General features: G+C 55.4%; 15 protein-coding genes. 1 reads left to right on the top strand and 14 read right to left on the bottom strand.

Translation table 11 applies throughout. The features are described 5' to 3' along the window. Positions 1-290: 290 nt before the first annotated feature. Both GXN74_RS13185 and GXN74_RS13180 read right to left on the bottom strand, forming a co-directional pair. The gene (locus tag GXN74_RS13185) at positions 291-1,337 is read right to left on the bottom strand and encodes a hypothetical protein (RefSeq protein ID WP_162371408.1); all 1,047 of its coding nucleotides are present in this window, start codon (positions 1,335-1,337) and stop codon (positions 291-293) included. 217 nt (positions 1,338-1,554) lie between these two features. Continuing rightward, positions 1,555-2,529 carry a diaminopimelate dehydrogenase gene (locus tag GXN74_RS13180; protein WP_162371407.1) on the bottom strand — a complete coding sequence of 325 codons (975 nt, stop codon included), beginning with the start codon at positions 2,527-2,529 and terminating at the stop codon, positions 1,555-1,557. Between the two features lie 292 nt (positions 2,530-2,821). On the opposite strand from GXN74_RS13180, the gene gdhA reads away from it, so the two are divergent. Next, the gene (gdhA, locus tag GXN74_RS13175; protein ID WP_162371406.1) at positions 2,822-4,162 is read left to right on the top strand and encodes an NADP-specific glutamate dehydrogenase; all 1,341 of its coding nucleotides are present in this window, start codon (positions 2,822-2,824) and stop codon (positions 4,160-4,162) included. Between the two features lie 68 nt (positions 4,163-4,230). Here the strand turns inward: gdhA and GXN74_RS13170 are convergent, their stop codons facing one another. The 12 genes from GXN74_RS13170 to hisZ form a co-directional block, all read right to left on the bottom strand. Next, positions 4,231-4,836: a 4Fe-4S binding protein gene (locus GXN74_RS13170; RefSeq protein ID WP_162371405.1), complete on the bottom strand. Its 606-nt coding sequence runs from the start codon at positions 4,834-4,836 to the stop codon at positions 4,231-4,233. After that, positions 4,829-5,125 (bottom strand): metal-sensitive transcriptional regulator, encoded by a 297-nt coding sequence (locus tag GXN74_RS14620; protein ID WP_343032830.1) that lies wholly within the window; start codon positions 5,123-5,125, stop codon positions 4,829-4,831. The genes GXN74_RS13170 and GXN74_RS14620 overlap by 8 nt, the downstream gene beginning before the upstream one ends. Positions 5,126-5,278: 153 nt before the next feature. Next, the gene (locus GXN74_RS13160; RefSeq protein WP_162371403.1) at positions 5,279-7,813 is read right to left on the bottom strand and encodes a PEP/pyruvate-binding domain-containing protein; all 2,535 of its coding nucleotides are present in this window, start codon (positions 7,811-7,813) and stop codon (positions 5,279-5,281) included. A gap of 14 nt (positions 7,814-7,827) precedes the next feature. Continuing rightward, positions 7,828-8,460, bottom strand: coding sequence for a bifunctional phosphoribosyl-AMP cyclohydrolase/phosphoribosyl-ATP diphosphatase HisIE (hisIE, locus tag GXN74_RS13155; protein WP_162371402.1), 633 nt, complete (start codon positions 8,458-8,460; stop codon positions 7,828-7,830). Positions 8,461-8,494: 34 nt separating this feature from the next. Continuing rightward, a complete protein-coding gene (hisF, locus tag GXN74_RS13150; RefSeq protein WP_162371401.1) occupies positions 8,495-9,262 on the bottom strand; it encodes an imidazole glycerol phosphate synthase subunit HisF in 768 nt (255 codons plus the stop codon). Between the two features lie 12 nt (positions 9,263-9,274). Then, positions 9,275-9,994: a 1-(5-phosphoribosyl)-5-[(5-phosphoribosylamino)methylideneamino]imidazole-4-carboxamide isomerase gene (gene hisA / locus GXN74_RS13145; protein WP_162371400.1), complete on the bottom strand. Its 720-nt coding sequence runs from the start codon at positions 9,992-9,994 to the stop codon at positions 9,275-9,277. Positions 9,995-10,047: 53 nt separating this feature from the next. Further along, positions 10,048-10,650 (bottom strand): imidazole glycerol phosphate synthase subunit HisH, encoded by a 603-nt coding sequence (hisH, locus tag GXN74_RS13140; RefSeq protein WP_162371399.1) that lies wholly within the window; start codon positions 10,648-10,650, stop codon positions 10,048-10,050. 15 nt (positions 10,651-10,665) lie between these two features. Then, complete coding sequence (gene hisB, locus GXN74_RS13135) at positions 10,666-11,268, bottom strand: imidazoleglycerol-phosphate dehydratase HisB (RefSeq protein WP_162371398.1); 603 nt, start codon at positions 11,266-11,268, stop codon at positions 10,666-10,668. Continuing rightward, positions 11,261-12,325, bottom strand: coding sequence for a histidinol-phosphate transaminase (gene hisC, locus GXN74_RS13130; RefSeq protein WP_162371397.1), 1,065 nt, complete (start codon positions 12,323-12,325; stop codon positions 11,261-11,263). The genes hisB and hisC overlap by 8 nt, the downstream gene beginning before the upstream one ends. Continuing rightward, positions 12,322-13,641, bottom strand: coding sequence for a histidinol dehydrogenase (gene hisD / locus GXN74_RS13125; RefSeq protein ID WP_162371396.1), 1,320 nt, complete (start codon positions 13,639-13,641; stop codon positions 12,322-12,324). Before hisD ends, hisC begins: the two co-directional genes overlap by 4 nt. Next, the gene (gene hisG, locus GXN74_RS13120) at positions 13,638-14,270 is read right to left on the bottom strand and encodes an ATP phosphoribosyltransferase (protein ID WP_162371409.1); all 633 of its coding nucleotides are present in this window, start codon (positions 14,268-14,270) and stop codon (positions 13,638-13,640) included. The genes hisD and hisG overlap by 4 nt, the downstream gene beginning before the upstream one ends. Before the next feature lie 38 nt (positions 14,271-14,308). Then, positions 14,309-15,574, bottom strand: a complete 1,266-nt coding sequence (hisZ, locus tag GXN74_RS13115; protein ID WP_162371395.1) for an ATP phosphoribosyltransferase regulatory subunit — start codon at positions 15,572-15,574, stop codon at positions 14,309-14,311. Positions 15,575-15,892 lie beyond the last annotated feature (318 nt).

The following is a 15,892-nucleotide window of genomic DNA, read 5'->3' as shown; positions in this document are numbered from 1 at the left end:
AAAAAGTTCTCTCCGGCAGCATAAACTCTGACCTTCCGCTTTCGCGGGTTTAGTCTTGGAATTACGTTGTTTTTGATTTATTCTTCACTGTTCAATTTTCAAGGTCCTGCTTGTCTTCCGCTTGTTTGACGCTTGTCCTGTGCGGACCAACGAGACGTAGTATAGCATTAAATCCAGCGTGGCGTCAACCCCTATTTTCATGTTTTTTATTCCATCCTAACAATCTTTCCTTCAGGCAGGCCTTGCCACTGCCTCCAAACCTGGTAGAAAGGTGTACGCAACGCAAGTTTTCATCTGCCTCTTCGGTTCTTTCGGATCGCCCTTCCTTGTTGCCAGATGTCCGCCAATGTTCCTATGATCCCTACCGCATAGGCCCAGGTCAACACCTTGTCCAGCATTTCCAAGACTGGTCCCAAATCCCCCGAGGTTCGGTTCCCTGTCAGGAGGGAATCGCCCATCTCCAAAAGGCTGGGGCCTGCGATCATGCTGTACAGGATGTAGATTCCGAAGAGATGCAGAAGGATCTGAACGACCCGCTGCCTGTCTTTCCAGATTCCGCTTGCCAAGAGCCACAACTGCAGGACCAGTCCCAAAAGAAAAAAAACGTTCCATAAGGGGAGATAGGCCCGCACCGCATCCGTGGAGAGCATCAGTAGGAACCGCACTCCGTTCTCACGGGAAACACCTTCCAGGGCGGGTGCGGAATTGAACACCAGCAAAGCCAGGACAATCAGGCAGATGTTCGCCACCAAGGTTCCCCTCTTGATTTCGTTTCCCAGAACAGGTCCGGGCGGCAGGCTGGAAGGATCCCAAATTTCCTCTTCGGCCGCCTCCTTTTCCCATTCGGAACGGTCCAGGGTCCTTTCCAGCAATGCGAAAATCAAGGTGACCATGCCGAACGCCTGCAGGGCTGCAGCGATGTAGGTTCCCAGCAGGCGCAATCCCTGCAGTGTCCAGGAACCGCTTTCAGGATTGAAGAGGGCGCTGACGGCGAACGCCACCGTCAGGCCGATGGCGACGGCAAACAACACAATCCGCAACACCGCCGTGTATACTGGAAAGACACCGGGACCGATCAATTGGTTTGTGTTCGTATAGGCGGAAGCCACTTTGGCTGGGCTTCCGTATTCCCTGAGGATTTTCGCCATCTCCTCTTGTCTTGCCTCTTCCCTTTCCCCCACACTGAGGCTGGTCCAGGATTCTTCCATCTCCCTGGCTGACATTCTGGCCTCCAGTTTTTCTACAAGGACAGACTGCAGCTCCGTCTGGATTTCCTCACGCTGTTTCGTCCAAATCCATTTTCCTACGGCATGCACATAACGATCGATCAATTCCATCGGGTCTCCCCCCTCCGTATTGCGGCCGGTTCCCAACCGCCCCTCTACCTCTGCAGAAACCACCTCATACTCCATTATACTGTTTATTGCTTGCCACTGTCTTATAAGATGGTACGGTTTTTTTTGAAATTCTCGCACTTAAAAGGCACGGGGCTTCTTCAGGAAGTCCCGTGCCTTTTAAGTGCGTATGGATCCGAACACCTGCCTGGGCCGGTGCTTAAAGATAGTTCTTTCTCAGTTCCTCTGGGCTTTTTGGGGAAAGCAGCCCTACCGGAATGTCGAAAACCGTGATGGCTCCTGTTTTGCCTTGTCTGGCCAGACGATGGACGGCCCGGCCGCAGCACACAAGCACACTGGCCGTGAATTCGGGATTGCTCCCCAACTCCAGGTTGAACTCGATTTTCTGCTTGGTTTCCACACCGGTCTTTCCTGTGCGGATCACAAAACCGCCATGGGGGATTCCGGCATGCTCCGCCTTCATGGTGTCTTCGGAAATGAAGTGCACTTCCGTATCATAATCGGCAAAGTAGTTGGGCATGGTCTTGATTTCCTCTTCAATCCTCCCCAAGTCCGCACCTTCCTCCGCCACCACATAGCAGATCCTCAAATGCTTCTCTCTGGTTGTGAACTCCGGGTTCAATCCGGCACGGACCTGTTCCAGCGCCGATTCCACCGGCACCGTATACTGTTTTCCGTCCTTGACCCCATTGATCCTCCGGATGGCATCGGAATGCCCCTGGCTCACACCTTTGCCCCAGAACGTGTAGTCTTTTCCTTCCGGAAGGATGGACTCCATCAGGACCCTGTTCCAGGAGAAAAGACCCGGATCCCAACCGGTTGAAATCAAGCTCAAATTGCCGTTATCCGAAGCCGCTTTGTCGACTTCCGAAAAATAACCCGGAATTTTGGCATGGGTGTCGAAGCTGTCCACCGTATGGAACATTTTTGCCAATGCAGGGCCCTGCTCCGGCAGGTCCGTAGCGGAGCCGCCACAGAGCAGCATCACATCCACTTTCCCCTTGTAGTCGGCCAGATTGTCCATATGGTCCACCTTGCAGCCGGCTTCCACACTCTCCGGCGCACGTCTGGTGAATACAGCCACCAGCTCCATGTCAGGATTTTGGGCAATTGCCATTTCCACGCCCTTGCCCAAATTTCCGTATCCAACAATGCCAATTCTAATCTTATCCATAGGGTACCTCCTAAAGTTTTCGTCAGTTAAAATAGTACCACGTATTCTTGAATTTCGCAACAGCCATAAAATGAAATTGCATGACTACGCATTTTTTGCTATAATGGTCTTTAGCGGACCCTCCCCTTCTTTATTCAGTTTCGTCCGGGGGTCGGGAGCTGGCGTCCATTCGTTGTTCATGCAGGCAATCCGCATGGTTCTTGCATCGTATCGGAGGGACATTTTCTTGGGTGGAGGATTGTACAGGGAATGCACCTTCATCGAAAACACACTTTTTAGGAGGCTTTTACTTATGAAAAAACTTGCAAGTGTAATGGAACAAGCCGTCACCAGAAACCCCAACGAAGCGGAATTCCTCCAGGCGGTACAGGAGGTTCTGGAATCCTTGGAGCCCGTAGCGGAGAAGTACCCGGAATTCATGGATGCGGGGGTTTTCGACCGGATCATCGAACCTGAACGTCAGATCCTCTTCCGTGTCCCTTGGGTGGACGACGCCGGCAAAGTGCATGTGAACAGAGGATTCCGCGTGCAGTTCAACAGTGCCATCGGCCCCTATAAAGGCGGACTTCGTTTCCATCCTTCCGTGAATCTCGGCATCATCAAGTTCCTTGGTTTCGAGCAGATTTTCAAAAACTCCCTGACCGGCCTTCCCATCGGCGGCGGCAAGGGCGGCAGCGACTTCGATCCCAAAGGGAAATCCGATGGAGAAATCATGCGTTTCTGCCAAAGCTTCATGTTCGAACTGTCCAGACACATCGGCGAAAATACGGACGTGCCTGCCGGTGACATCGGCGTAGGCGGACGGGAAATCGGCTACATGTTCGGGATGTACAAGAAGATGCGGAACGAGTTCACGGGCGTACTTACAGGCAAGGGCCTCACCTATGGCGGCAGCTTGGCCCGTACGGAAGCTACCGGCTTCGGACTTTGCTACTTCATGGATGAGGCGATGAAGGACATCAAAGGCAAATCCTTCGACGGTTCCACCGTTGTCGTTTCCGGTTCCGGAAACGTCGCCATCTATGCCACCAAAAAGGCATCCGAACTGGGCGGCAAGGTTGTGGCCCTGAGCGACTCCAACGGATACATCCATGATCCGGAAGGCATCAAGCTGGAGACCGTGCAGCAAATCAAGGAAGTGGAAAGGAAACGGATCAGCGAGTATGTGAAGTATCACCCCAACGCCACCTACACGGAAGGCTGCAGGGACATCTGGTCCATCCCCTGCGACATCGCCCTTCCTTGCGCAACACAGAACGAATTGGACGGCAATGCTGCCGAACTGCTGGTCAAGAACGGCTGCTTCGCTGTGGGAGAGGGCGCCAACATGCCTTCCACTCCTGAGGCGGTGGATGTGTTCCTGAAGAACAAGATCGTCTACGGACCCGGAAAAGCCGCGAACGCAGGTGGGGTTGCCACATCGGCTCTGGAAATGAGCCAGAATTCCATGCGGTACTCCTGGACGTTCGAAGAGGTGGATGCGAAGCTGCAGCAGATCATGGTGGACATCTACAGGAACGCCAGCGAAGCCTCCAAAGAATTCGGGGACGAGAACAACCTGGTGCTTGGAGCCAACATCGCCGGTTTCATGAAAGTTGCAAGGGCAATGCTTGCACAAGGCGTGACCTACTGATTTCGAAGCAAGACAAAAGGGAAGCCTCCCGGACTGCCATGTGCAGACGGGAGGCTTCCCTTTTGTCTTCAATCCGTGTAGACCGGCCGCTGCTTTGGAGCGGACTCCCTTTTTTCCCCGGCAAGAGCCATGTCTGAAATGGTGTTCACCGGACAGATGGTGCACCATGTGCGTGGCTTGTAGAAATATCCCAAAACAAGGCCGATGACCGTTGTGGTCATGAACATGGAATAGATCCGGAAGGAACCATGCACCACCCAGCCCGGCATCTGGGACAGTGCGAGCAGGTCAGGCATCTGCCATGGCAGCTGGAAAGCCAGGAGAAACCGCAGCTTCTCCATGGGAGCCGCACCAGACAAAGCAACCATGACGGTGGATAGGGCGGCGACCGTCATGTTGACGATGAAATAAGCAAGCACGAAGCGCTTCGTGGCCGCCTTGCGCAGGAGGGCCGGTATGGGCCTATGCACCTTGCCCGCCTTTCCGGCCAGTGTGAGCAGCTTGGAGCGGGGGCAGTAGTGTTTGCACCATGTCTTTTGCTTGTCCTTCGCCAAGAGGACGAAAGGCAAGGTGAAGCAGACCAGTCCAAGCCATGCGAAAGCGATGTTGAAGAATCCCAATGCAAAAAACAGGATCGTTACGATGTAAAGACGGTCTTTGGTTGTTTTATTCATGTCTTGCTCCTTCCACTTCTTGAAGAAATCCCAGAAATTTCTGGGTGGTCGCTATCAGTTCCTGGAATGTCTGGGCCGGATTGACCCCCGCCTCCACCTCCCCCAAGCGCTTCTCATAGTATCGTTCCAAAATCAATCCTCCGACCTTGTTGGTGGCCGCCCTGACCGCAGACACCTGCGTCAGGATTTGGTCGCAGGTGCTTTCTTCCTCCACCATGCGTATGATGCCTTTGACCTGTCCTTCAATTCTGCGGAGTCTTTTCAGAATCGCATCGTTTTCGTTTTCCACGTATTTCCCCTCCGTTTTATACCCCCATGGGGTATGTATTTCGTATATCATGATATCAAAAAACGGATGGCTTGTCCATTGTGCCAAAGCATGAAAAAACACACCAAAAACAGTATTTTTGGTGTGTTTTCAACAAAAAAGCCTATGTAGGGGTCAATCCAGGTAACAGACCGCCCTTTGGTTACGCATGTCGGACACGAGCTTCAACGGCTTGTCCATCCGCACGACCTGCAGGACATCCCCCAGGGAACTGTCCTCCACATATTCGGAAAGACGGTTTGCCCCTTCGTCCAGCCACTCCTGGCGAAGGACTTGCCTGCTCCTGTTGTGGAAGCTGGCGTAGAAGATGTTGCTCTCGATCAGGTCCTGGAAAAAATGGCTTCCGAAGGAAAGTTCCGGAGTCATGCCCCCCTCCGGATAGGCGACTTCGCAGATGCTGTTGAACTTGCTGATTTCGGCGAACCGCACGGGCACCCCCAGGGATGCCATGGTTGTTCCGCATCTTCCCGGAACGATCAGCATGGCACCGGTTCCGGGCGCCATACCCGCATTTACCTTTCCTATGGTGCGGGCTACCTCATGGCGTTGCCGCTCCCCCAAAGCCACATAGGCTTCCGGTCGCACGAACACCAACATGTCCACCAGACGGGTCTCGTAGCTTCCGACAAACCCTCCATCCATTTCAAAAAAGGTCTTCTCCGGGCGCAGGACGTCCGGCAGTTGGGCTACTCCGGCCATATCCGCCGTCTGCAGGGGCCGGCATTGGACCAGGTCCACCTCCAGCCCGTGCTTTCCCATGTTCACCGTGAACTCCACATCCACAGGGGATCCGTAGGTGTTTTCCAGCAGCTGCAGGTCTGCGGCCATTTCTTTGACGAATCCCGTACGCTTCAGGAGCCCCGCAAAATCCACGTTCCGGATTTCCTTGGGCGCAAGCCCCAATTCCCGGGCCTTCGCCTCCATTCCGTATTGCCGGCCGGCCAGCAGGTCCCGTTCTTCCGGATGCATGGAAGCCATGCCTTCCTCCACGGGAATCGTCAAAAGCTCGTTTTCCTCCAGGTCCAGCACATCCATCCAGCTTTGGGTCTGCACCTGCCCATAGGCCACTCCCGGCAAAACATCCGGCAAGTCCAGGGACAGGATCCGGGTATGGTCCGTTTCCGTCCTGTCCACAGCACGGGTCCCCAGGCCCATGACCAGCCGGACCATGCCCCCTTCCGGACGCATCTCTTTGTGCCAAACGTAGGAACTGTAGGAGAGAGCCACCCCGGCCGCCAGCGGGAAGAGGTAGTTCCCATGGAGGGAGCCGGAGACACATTGCACCAGCACCGACATCTCCTCCGCGAGATGGTCCAATCCCCTCTGCTTCCTGTAGGTGAGGGCTTGGTGGCTGACCGTGCTGGCATAGACCGTCTTCACCGCCTGGGTGAAGGCCTCCATCCGTTCCTCGCTGGTTCCCTGGTTCGTACAGAACACGCTCTCGTATTTTCCGGCGAAGGCGTTGCCGTAGCTGTCCTCCAGCAGGCTGCTGGACCGCACGATGATCGGCATCGTCCCAAGGGCATCCAACGCCTGGGCGAATTCGTCCAAGATCACCCGGGGAAATTCCCCCTCCTGGATTTTCTCCTGAAGGGTCGTGGCCAATGCGAAATAGCCTTCCTCCGAGCGCTGTTCCATATGCATCAGCCAAAGCCGGTTGTGGATCAGGAAGGTCTGCCACACGTCGGAGCCGATATACAGGGAATCGTTCTGGATGTCCAGGGCCCCCACGTTTTCCTGACGGTTCGCCTTGACGATTTTCCTGGCCAGCAGCATTCCCACGGATTTCCCACCGATGTATCCCGTTCCTATCATCCGGTTCCGGATGCCCAGCAGGTCCTCCAGCGTCAAATGCTCCATTGCCAGGGACAGGATCCGGTGGTCGCTGCCCAATAGGACCTGGGCGAGCTTTTCCACAAAGGCGCTCTCCCCGTAGGGATCATTGTCCAGCGCACGCTCCGCATCCATGAAAAGCCGGTCCCAATAGTCCATCTTATGGGAGATGGGGTCCGGCAGACGCAAGAGATGGGAGAGTCCGTTGGACTGGGCCACCAAGGTCCCCTCCACCCAGATATGGGGCTGGAACATGGTCTTGGAATGGCGCCTCCATACCTTCTTCGGCTGTACGACCTGCCCCTCCGCCACCCGGCTCACGTCGATGAAGACCTGGGTGGTCTCGGTGATCCTGGACACCGTATTCCAGTCATGTTCCTTGCGCAACAGGCAGAAATAGGCAACCGTGTCCAGCTTGAAGAGATAGGGGCAGACTACAGAAAAAAAGTTGCCTACCATCAAGTCCGTGGCCCAGGTCTGCTGCAATGCGGAAAGGGCGTCGAAGACATAAAACACCCCGACGCCCGCATCCCTGATGACCTTGTAGATTTCAAAGGAGAAGTGCTGGAATCCCAAGGAAGGGTCCAGCACATGGAGGTCCACCACCGGATTCTCCTCCAGGACCGGCACATGTGCGGCAAACCGGAAATACACCACTTTGCGCCCGTCCCGGATGGCTTGGTCCACAAAGGCCCTGGCATATTCCAGGTAATCCTCCAGGTTGTCCATCTTCCAAACCACATTGTCCCCCAGCCAAAGATGGTGGATGACCTCATCCAGCGGGGGAACCCCCGAACCCACTTCCTTGTGTCCCATACGTCCTCCTTCCCTTACCGCCTTTTGTCCAGTTCCTTGTAGATGTCCTCCAGGGAAGCTTCCTTCTCCACCATGAGCACCATCAGGTGGTAGAAGAGGTCTGCAATCTCGTAGACCATCTCCTCCTTGCCGGGATTCTTTGCACCGATGATGATTTCTGCGGTCTCCTCTCCGACCTTTTTCAGGATCTTGTCGATTCCCTTGTCAAAAAGATAGTTTGTGTAGGACCCTTCCTTAGGGTTTATTTTCCTGTCCACAATCACATTGTAGACATCCTTCAGCACATCCGCCGAATCCCCCCCCTTGAACTCCACAAGCTCCCCTGTCTCCATGTCGATGGCCCGGTGGAAGCAGGACTGCTCCCCGGTATGGCAGGCCGGTCCCTTTTGGATCACCTTAAGCACCAGCGTGTCGTTGTCGCAATCCACCAAAACCTGCTTCACTTCCTGGAAATGCCCGGACGTCTCTCCTTTGAGCCACAAGCTCTCCCGGCTGCGGCTGTAGTAGGTTGCCTGTTTTGTCTCCAAGGTACGCTTGAAGGCCTCCTCGTTCATGAAGGCCACCATCAGCACCTGGTTGGTGTAATAATCTTGGGCGACTACGGGAATCAACCCCTGGGCGTCTGTCTTCAAAACGGAAAAATCCATTGTTCAGTCCTCCTGATCTTCTGTTGGTGGGTCGTCAGCGGGAAAGCCTGACGGGAATCCCCTGTTTGTCCAGATAGTGTTTCAAGTCCGTGATGTCGATTTCCTTGAAGTGGAACAGGGAGGCTGCCAGCGCAGCGTCCGCCTTGCCCTCCGTCAGCGCCTGGGCGAAATGTTCCATGTTGCCGGCCCCTCCGGATGCGATGACCGGAATCTGGAGGCTTTCGCTGACCTGTCTGGTCAACTCCAGGTCGTAGCCGGCTTTCGTACCGTCACAGTCCATGCTGGTCAGCAGGATCTCTCCCGCCCCCAGCCTTTCCGCCTCCTTGGCCCATTCAACCGCGTCCAACCCCATGTTGATCCGTCCGCCGTTCTTGTACACGTCCCAACCCTTGCGCTCCGGATTGTATTTTGCGTCGATGGCCAGCACCACGCATTGGCTCCCGAATTTCTCCGCGGCCTCGCGGATCAGTTCGGGTCGGTCGATGGCCGCGGAATTGACCGCCACCTTGTCCGCCCCTGCCAGAAGGATCTTCCGGAAGTCCTCCACACTCCGGATTCCTCCACCTACTGTCAGAGGGATGAAAATTTCAGCCGCCGTCTTCCGGACCACCTCCTCGATGGTGTCCCTTCCTTCATGGGAGGCGGTGATGTCCAAAAAAACGATTTCATCCGCCAGGCTGGCGTTGTAGGCCTTGGCCACCTCCACCGGGTCTCCGGCATCGATGATATCCACAAACTGGACCCCTTTGACCACACGGCCTTTATCCACGTCCAGACAAGGAATTATGCGTTTTGAGAGCATCCTGCCTCCTCCTTATCTACCATATTTTTTTACGGCCTCCTCCAGCGAGATGGCCCCGGTATAGAGCGCCTTGCCGACGATCACACCTTCCGCCTCGGTCATGGCCACCTTCTCCAGGTCTTCCATGGAGGATACGCCGCCGGAAGCGACGATGTCCATGCCTGTCTCCCTGATGAGGTGTACGGTCTGCTCCAGGTTGGGGCCGGTCATGGTTCCGTCTTTTGCGATGTCCGTATAGACGATGGTCTTCACCCCGAAGCTCTTCATGATCTTGCAGACATCCAGTGCGGTCAGGCTGCTGACTTCCTCCCAGCCGCTGATGGCCACCATGCCGTCTTTGGCGTCGATGCCGACCACTATCTTATCCTCCCCGAACAATGCCACCGCATGCTTCACCATCTCCGGTTCCCGGATGGCCATCGTACCGATGATGACCCTGTCCACCCCCACATCCAGGCGGTCCTGGATATCCTGGATGTTCCGGACCCCCCCTCCGGTCTGCACCGGGACATTCACTTCCTTGACGATCCGCGCAATCACATCCCTGTTGCTCCAGACCCCTTCCAATGCCCCGTCCAGATCGACAACGTGGATGTATCTGGCACCAGCAGCGGCCCATTGCTTTGCCACCGCCACCGGATCTTCATTGTACACGGTTGTCTTGTCGAACTGCCCTTGGAACAGGCGCACACACTTTCCATCCTTGATATCGATTGCTGGGTACAGTCTCATTCGTCTCCTCCGTTTTCCTATGCTGGATGTTTCCCGTTTGTCCAACTTTCCTGTCATGTCCTGTCAATGAAATTCTTGAGGATCTGCAGTCCCGTATCACCGCTTTTCTCCGGATGGAACTGCAGCGCATATGTGTTCCCGCTTTGGGCTGCTATTTGGATCTCCTTCCCATAGAAGGTGGTGGCCGATACCACATCGGCCTCCGTTTCCAGATGGTAGGAATGCACGAAGTATACATAGCTTTCCGGTGTCAAGCCATGGAACATGGGTTCCTCCTTCTTTATGATCAGGGAATTCCATCCCATATGGGGCACCTTCAGGGGAACCTCCATCTTCACGATCCTTCCCGGCAACAGGCCCAACCCTTCATGCTCCCCGAATTCCGTGGAGGAGTCGAAGAGGAGTTGCATGCCCAGACAGATGCCCAACAGGGGCTTGCCCTGTTGGTGGAAGCGGTGCAGCATCGCATCGATTCCCATTTTCCTGATCCTGGCGACAGCATCCTTGAATGCGCCCACTCCCGGCAGGATCAGCTTGTCGCAGACCTCCAGCTCCTCCACCTTGGAAGAAATCAGATGGTCCGCACCGATGTAGTCCAAAGCGTTGGAAACGCTTTTCAAATTCCCCATGCCATAGTCAATGATACCGATTTTCATCTCTTCTCCCGCTTTCTATTCCAACATGCCCTTGGTGGAAGGGGAACCTGCCACTCTGGGGTCCAACCGGACCGCCTGGTCCAAAGCCCGCGCGAACGCCTTGAAAATACCCTCGGCGATATGATGGTTGTTTGCGCCTTCAAGCACCTTGATGTGTAGATTCATGCCTGCGGCCACCGCCACCGCCCTGAAAAACTCCAGAAACATTTCCGTGTCCATGTCCCCCAGGCGTGCCGTGGTGAAAGTTGCGTCAAAATTAAGATACGGCCTGCCGGAAAGGTCGATGGCGCAGAGGACCAGCGCCTCATCCATTGGGATGATGCTGGAACCGTAACGGACGATGCCGGCTTTGGGCCCCAGTGCCTTCGCCAGGCATTTCCCGAACACGATGCCGATATCCTCCACCGTATGGTGGGTGTCGATCTCCAGATCACCGTCGCACTCCAGGCGGATGTCCATGAAACCATGCTTGCTCACATGGGTGAACATGTGGTCCAGGAAGCCGATTCCCGTATCCACCTGGCAGCCGGCCGCACCGGCGGGATCCAGGTCCAGGAAGAGTCTTATTTTCGTCTCATTGGTGTTGCGTTCCATCTCACAGCTTCTTCTGTCAGCCATTCCACCGCTCCTTCAATACTGCCGTCAGCAGGTTGTTCTCCTCCACGGTGCCGATGGTGACCCGAACACAATTTCCAAGCCTTCCCTGGGTGCCGTAGCCACGGACCAAGATTCCTTTGGCTGCCAGCGCCTCCACCAATCCGGGGTCCGCCATCCGGAAGAGGAGAAAGTTCGCCTGGGAGGGATATATCTTCTGCACCTGGGGAAAACCAGACAAGACCTCCGCCAAACGCTCCCTTTCCTTCGCCAGAAGCGCCATCTGCCGCTCGTAGAAGTCCCTGTTCCGCAGAACGGCGATGGCCGCAGCCTGGGAGAATGCCGACAGGTTGTAGGGAGGCTTGGAAAGGTTGATGTAGGAAATCAATTCCCTGGAAGCAAGTCCATAGCCGCAACGCAATCCCGCCAGACCGTACGCTTTGGAAAATGTCCTCAGCACAATCATGTTGGGGTGCCTGCCCAAGCGGGAGGCCATGCTTTCTCCCGCGAATTCCACATAGGCCTCATCCACGACCACAGGCATGGAAACCCTGCCAAGGAACCGGCTGATGTCATCCGGTGGAATCACGTTGCCCGTGGGGTTGTTGGGGGTGCAAAGGAACACCAACTTGGGCTTCTCCTCCTCGCAGAGGCTTGAAAGCTTTTCCAGGTCATAGCTGAAATCCTCTTCCAGGCCGTAGGGTATGCCCTTCCCATGGTTCAGCAACGTTCCGATCCCATACAGGGAAAAGGACGGGTCCGGAAAAAGGACCTTGTCTCCCGGTTCCAGGAAAACCCGAAGGATGGCGTCGATCAGCTGGTCCGACCCCACCCCGCAGATCACTTCCTCCATGTCCACATCATACCATTCCGCAATCTCCCTGCGCAAGTCCGAACAGTCCGTATCCGGATAGCGGGTAAGATGGTCCTTGTCCTCCATCCACCGCTGCAGGAATCCGACCACTTCCGGGGGATGGGGAAAAGGGTTTTCATTGGCATCCACCTTGACCTCGTAGGGTTTCTCCGGTGCATGATAGGGGGAAAAGCCCCGCAATTCCTTCCGCAGATAATTCTCCATCATGCTTTCGTCCCCCCTGTGACCCCATCGCCTGCAAAGCGGATCCGCACGGCCTGGGCATGGGCGGTCAGCTCCTCCCCTTCGGCAAGGCGGATGATGTCTTCCTCCAGCTCCTTTAGCGCCGCTTCGTTGAAATGGATGATGGATGTCTTCTTGATGAAGTCGTCCACGGAAAGCGGCGAAAAGAAACGGGAAGTGGCGTTGGTCGGAAGTACATGGTTGGGGCCGGCCATATAGTCCCCCAGAGGTTCCGGGCTGAAATTCCCCAGGAAGATCGCCCCTGCGTTCCTGACCTTGTTCATGACCTCGAAAGGGTCCCTGGTGCAGATCTCCAAGTGCTCCGGAGCGATTTCGTTGGTGATGGCTATGGCCTCCTCCAGGGTTCCAACTACCACGATGGCTCCGTAGTTCTCCAGGGAGGCCTCGATGATGGCACTTCTGGACAGCCTGGATGTCTGTCCCTTCAGCTCCCGCTCCACCTGGTCGGCCAATTCCCTGCTGGTCGTTACCAGCACGGCGGACGCCAGTTCGTCGTGTTCCGCCTGGGAAAGCATATCCGCGGCCACGAAGGCGGGATTGGCGGTCTCATCGGCGATGACCAGGATTTCGCTTGGCCCTGCAATGGAATCGATGTTCACAAAACCGTAGACGGCCTTTTTCGCCAATGCCACGTAGATGTTCCCCGGCCCCACGATCTTGTCCACTTTGGGAATGGTACCGGTGCCGAAGGCCATGGCCGCAATGGCTTGTGCCCCTCCCACCTTGTAGATTTCCTCCACTCCGCTAATCCGGGCGGCCACCAGTGTTAGAGGATTCACCTTTCCAGCGGCGTCCGGCGGGGTGGTCATCAGAATGTGCTCCACTCCCGCAACTTTGGCCGGCAGGACGTTCATCAGCACGGAGGAGGGGTAGACCGCCTTTCCTCCTGGAACATACACGCCTGCCCGTTCGATGGGAAGGACCTTCTGTCCCAACATGGTGCCGTGGGCGTCCGTATCGAACCAACTGTAGCGCCTCTGTTTCTGGTGATGGGCCTCGATCCGGGCGGCGGCCTTTTCCAAGGACCGCACATAGGCCTTGTCGACCTTCCCGAAAGCCTCTTCCATTTCCGACTCGGTCACCCGCAGGGTCTGTAGGGAAATCGCAGCCTTGTCGAACATGGCCGTATAGCGGAACACCGCCTCGTCCCCGTTCTTGCGCACATCTTCCACAATGGAGGAGACCTGCTCCTCATACTGGCCGTAGCTTGCGGGGTTCCTTGCTTCCAGCATCTTCTTTATGTCGATGGGAGACCCTTGCCCAAAATCGAATCTCTTCATAAGTTTTCCTTCATCCCTTCAATGATCCTGTGGATCCGTTCCTGTTCCATTTTCAAGCTGACCCTGTTCACCACCACACGTGCGGAGATGGGACAGATCTGTTCCAATACCACCAGACCGTTTTCCCGCAGGGTGGATCCGGTCTCCACGATGTCCACGATGACTTCCGACAAGCCCACCAGGGGAGCCAGTTCGATGGATCCGTTGAGTTTGATGATTTCCACCTTTTGGTTCTTCTTGTTGTAGAAATGGTCTTTGGCGATGTTCGGGTATTTCGTGGCGACCCGGATTGCGTTGTTGTGGGTCAGGAGAGCCCCCATCTCCGGCGGCCCGGCGACCACCATGCTGCATTTTCCGAAGCCCAGGTCCAGGACTTCGTAGAGGTTCTTCCGTTCCTCCAGAATGGTGTCTTTTCCGACCACGCCGATGTCCGCCGCCCCATATTCCACATAGGTGGGAACGTCAGTGGCTTTCGCCAGGAAAAACTTGATTTTCAGCTCCTCGTTCACAAAAATCAACTTTCTGGAGTCTGTATGCATCTCGTCACATGTGATGCCGGAAGCTTCCAACAAAGCCAGCGCCTTTTTGGCCAGCCTTCCTTTGGTCAGGGCAATCGTCAGATATCTCATCTCTTCACCTGTTCTTTCCATTTTCGCCATGTCCTCCCCTACAGCTGCAGCTGCCCGAGCAGGGCGTCCACATCCACGACATCTTTTTTGCCAGTTCCGATGTTGGTCAGATGGACCTCTTTCTGGCTTACGAACTGCATGATGCCGCCGATGTTGTTCTTCCTGCCATAGGCCAGGTTGGTATCGAAGTCGGCTCCCAGGAGACCGGTCTCGATGCTCATCCCGTCCATGCGGAGGGTCTGGGCGACTTTCACCGCCGTGGCCCTTGTCTCCGGTGCGTAGAGCAGAAGCGTGTCCACTTGGGGGATGGGGATTTGGATCTTCTGGCGCTCCAGCGCGTTCAGCAGCTCGTCGATCAGGATGGCGAACCCGATGGCCGGCGCGTCCATGCCGAAGGAGGCGAGGAGGCTGTCGTACCTTCCTCCATCCACGATGGAGACACCCGTTCCGAAAGTGAATCCGCGGAAGATGATTCCAGTATAGTATTCCGTCTGGCTGACCATGCCAAGGTCAAAGGAGATGTAGCGGTCCACCTCATAGGATTTCAGGATTTCATAGACTTGTTCCAACCTGTCCAGGGCGGCAAGGGATTTCGGGTTCTTGGTTGACTTCCTTGCCTGTTCCAGGACCTCCACCTGCCCGAAGAATTTGGGCAGCTGCAGCAGGGTCTCCTTCAGCTCCTCCCCGATGGACAGGGATTCCAGCAGCTCTTCCAGGGCGATGTAGTTCTTTTCGTCCACCAGACGCAGAAGTTCGCCCAGATACTCTTCGCCGATGCCCGCTTCCTCCACAAGGCCGCGGAAAAAGCCCGCATGACCCAAGTCGATCTGGAACTCGGTAAGGCCAGTGGCCAGAAAACCGTTGACGGCCATGGCTACGGTCTCCGCATCCGCATCCGGCAGGTCTTCTCCAATCAGCTCCACCCCGGCTTGGGTGAACTCCTTCAGCTTCAGCTGGTAGGACTCGTTGTTCCTGTAGGTGTTTCCGAGGTATGCGAACCGTTTTGGCGTATGCTCCATCCCGTAGTATACCGAAGCGAAGCGGGCGATGGAAGGGGTGATGTCAGGGCGCAGGCAAAGGATGCTTCCGTCCCTGTCGAAGAAACGGTACATCATCCTGGCATCCGTTGTCTTCTGGTCCCTTGCGTAGACGTCGAAATATTCGAAGGACGGAGTCTGCACCTGTTTGAACCCATGCCTGTGGAAGACGCTTAGGATCCTGTTCTCTATTTCCACTTTCGTTGCGGTTTCATTGCAATGGATGTCGCGGACACCTTCCGGCGTATGCAGCAATCGATCGTTCATGTTGGCCTCCTTGTCATGGCAAAGGGCAGTCCGGTCTGGACTGCCCTTCTACTTTGCGCATATTTCAATCCTGCAGGGCACACAATCGCTTTGTTGTTGTAAAGCGGTAGATTGGTAATATGCTAAACAGTCAATCACATTATATTGTATTTGCGTGTCCTTGTCAATGGAAACCATCCATTCATTTTTGTTCCTCTGATTCACATATGATAATGTCCTATTGTAACGCAAATGATTATGTCCCACTTCCGGTCATGGTGTACAATGAACCTCATGCGACAAAATACAATACATCGAGGTGGCCGCTATCAGAAAGGT

Origin of the sequence: Anaerotalea alkaliphila (assembly GCF_010179735.1) — a bacterium.
Taxonomy (GTDB): domain Bacteria; phylum Bacillota; class Clostridia; order Lachnospirales; family Vallitaleaceae; genus Anaerotalea; species Anaerotalea alkaliphila.
This window is presented reverse-complemented; position numbering and strand designations above follow the sequence as displayed.